This window comes from Sphingomonas sanguinis (assembly GCF_001476905.1).
In the GTDB taxonomy this organism is placed as follows: Bacteria; Pseudomonadota; Alphaproteobacteria; order Sphingomonadales; family Sphingomonadaceae; genus Sphingomonas; species Sphingomonas sanguinis_B.
Map to the genome: position 1 here is coordinate 1 of NZ_LDTE01000205.1, position 1,145 is coordinate 1,145.

The following is a 1,145-nucleotide window of genomic DNA, read 5'->3' on the forward strand; positions in this document are numbered from 1 at the left end:
GCGATCGACCATGAGATCAAGCGGCTGGGCCTGGACTACGTCCATCTCGACATCAGCCACCAGTCGCCCGCCTTCATCCGCGAGCATTTCCCCAACATCCACGAAAAGCTGCTGAGCCTCGGCATCGACATGACGGTGCAGCCGATCCCGGTCGTGCCCGCCCAGCATTACACCTGTGGCGGCGTCATCGTGGACCGCGACGGGCGCACCGACCTGCCCGGCCTGTACGCGGCGGGCGAGGTCACCCAGTCGGGCCTGCACGGCGCGAACCGCCTGGCCTCCAACTCGCTCCTCGAATGCTTCGTCTATGGCGAGGCGTGCGCGAATCACATCGCGGCGCATTGGGACGACCTGTCCCCGCCGCCCGCCATCCGCCCCTGGGACGAAAGCCGGGTCACCGATTCGGACGAAGAGGTGGTCATCAAGCAGAACTGGACCGAAATCCGCCGCTTCATGTGGAACTATGTGGGCATTGTCCGCACCACCAAAAGGCTGGAGCGCGCGCAGCACCGCATCCGCATGCTGACCGACGAGATCAACGACTATTACGGCCATTTCCGCGTCACGCCCGACCTGATCGAGCTGCGCAACCTGCTCCAGACCGCCGAGTTGATCGTCCGCTGCGCGCTTCATCGTAAGGAGAGCCGGGGCCTGCACTATACGCGCGATTATCCCGACACCCTGCCCGAGGCGGTCGACACGATCCTGATCCCGTAAAGGGTTTCGCATCTTGTCGTGTGGCAGCGGCCTTTCGTCGCAAGCCCTGAGCGGGGGGATTTCCCCCGCCCGGGCAACACGTAAGGATGCCCATGTGTAGCGGGGTATGGCGGTGACGAAGCGAGTATCGATCGGTGGGCTGCGTATCGGGCCTGCCGGGTTTCTTCTGCTGGGGCTGGCGGCATGCGGCACCGACACGCGCCCAGGCGCGACGTCCTACACGCCCAGCGCGCCCGAGCCGCAGGTCGCTGTCTCGATGCCGCTCCCCCCGCCCCGCCCCAGCCGCGCGCCCTCCGCGCCCACCGAGCTGGTCAGCGCGATCAACCGCCTGTCCGCCAATTTCTCGGGCAAGAAGGGCATTGCGGTGCGCGCGGTCGATGATGGCTGGACCGTCGAGGTCGGCGGTCGCCAGCGCCTGCCCCAGCAAA

Annotated in this window: 1 protein-coding gene and 1 pseudogene; both read left to right on the forward strand. The window is 66.6% G+C overall.

Annotation, left to right across the window (positions count from 1 at the left end; genetic code table 11):
* On the forward strand, positions 1 to 717 hold a 717-nt coding region (locus SB4_RS18595), incomplete at its 5' end, for an FAD-binding protein (protein ID WP_153006352.1).
* Between the two features lie 106 nt (positions 718 to 823).
* Positions 824 to 1,145 (forward strand): annotated as a pseudogene (locus SB4_RS18600) (serine hydrolase); the annotation flags it as partial.